Annotated in this window: 1 pseudogene; it reads left to right on the top strand. The window is 71.5% G+C overall.

Annotated elements, in window-relative coordinates:
* Positions 1-801, top strand: a pseudogene (locus HUW62_RS50245) (t4-like baseplate wedge); the annotation flags it as partial.

Here is an 801-nt window from a genome sequence, read left to right as displayed (position 1 = left end):
ACGTCCTCAGCTTCTACCAGGACAACCTCGCCCGTGAGTCGCGCCTCGCCACGGCCACCCAGCGCCGCAACGTCATCGCCCTGGCGCGCATGCTGGGCTACCGGCTTCACGGCGCCCAGGCGGCCACTGCCGAGGTGGAGCTGCGCTTGGCCCAACCTCCCGCAGCCACCGTCACCTTCCCCGCTGGAACCGTCGTCCGCACCCAGGAAGTGACGGAGGCCGTCCGCTTCCAGCTCCTCTCGTCCGTCACCATTCCGGCCGGCGCCAACCCGCCGCGCATCCTCGCGGTGGTTGAGAACTCGAAGACGCACACCCAGCTCTTCGACGCCCGCGGCCTCGCTGACTTCGAGGCGCACCTGGACTTCGCCCCCTACCTCGACGGCTCCGCCCGCGTGTCCACCGCCCAGGGCGCCTTCAGCGAGGTGGACACCTTCCTCAACTCTCGCGCCTCCGACGCCCACGTCCTCGTCAGCGTGGACCAGGGGGACAAGGCCACCATCCGCTTCGGCAATGGGGTCAACGGCCTGCCGCCCGTTGGCACCGTGGCGGTCGTGTACAAGACGGGCGGCGGCGCGGCCGGCAACGTGGACGCGGGCCGCCTCGTCGTGTTGGAGGGCAGCTTCCGGGACGCTCACGGCCACGCGGTGCAGGTGGCTGTCAGCAACGCCGCCCCTGCCTCCGGCGGCGCAGACAGGCAGACGGTGGCCTCCGCGAAGCTGCTCGCCCCTGAGAGCCTCCGGGCCCTGACGCGCACCGTCTCCCGCGAGGACTTCGAAATCAACGCCCGGCGCCTGCCCGGAG

Source organism: Myxococcus sp. AM011 (genome assembly GCF_013372595.1).
GTDB classification, from domain to species: Bacteria; Myxococcota; Myxococcia; order Myxococcales; family Myxococcaceae; genus Myxococcus; species Myxococcus eversor.
The sequence above is the reverse complement of the archived record's forward strand: the minus strand, read 5'-3'. Positions and strand labels throughout refer to the sequence as shown.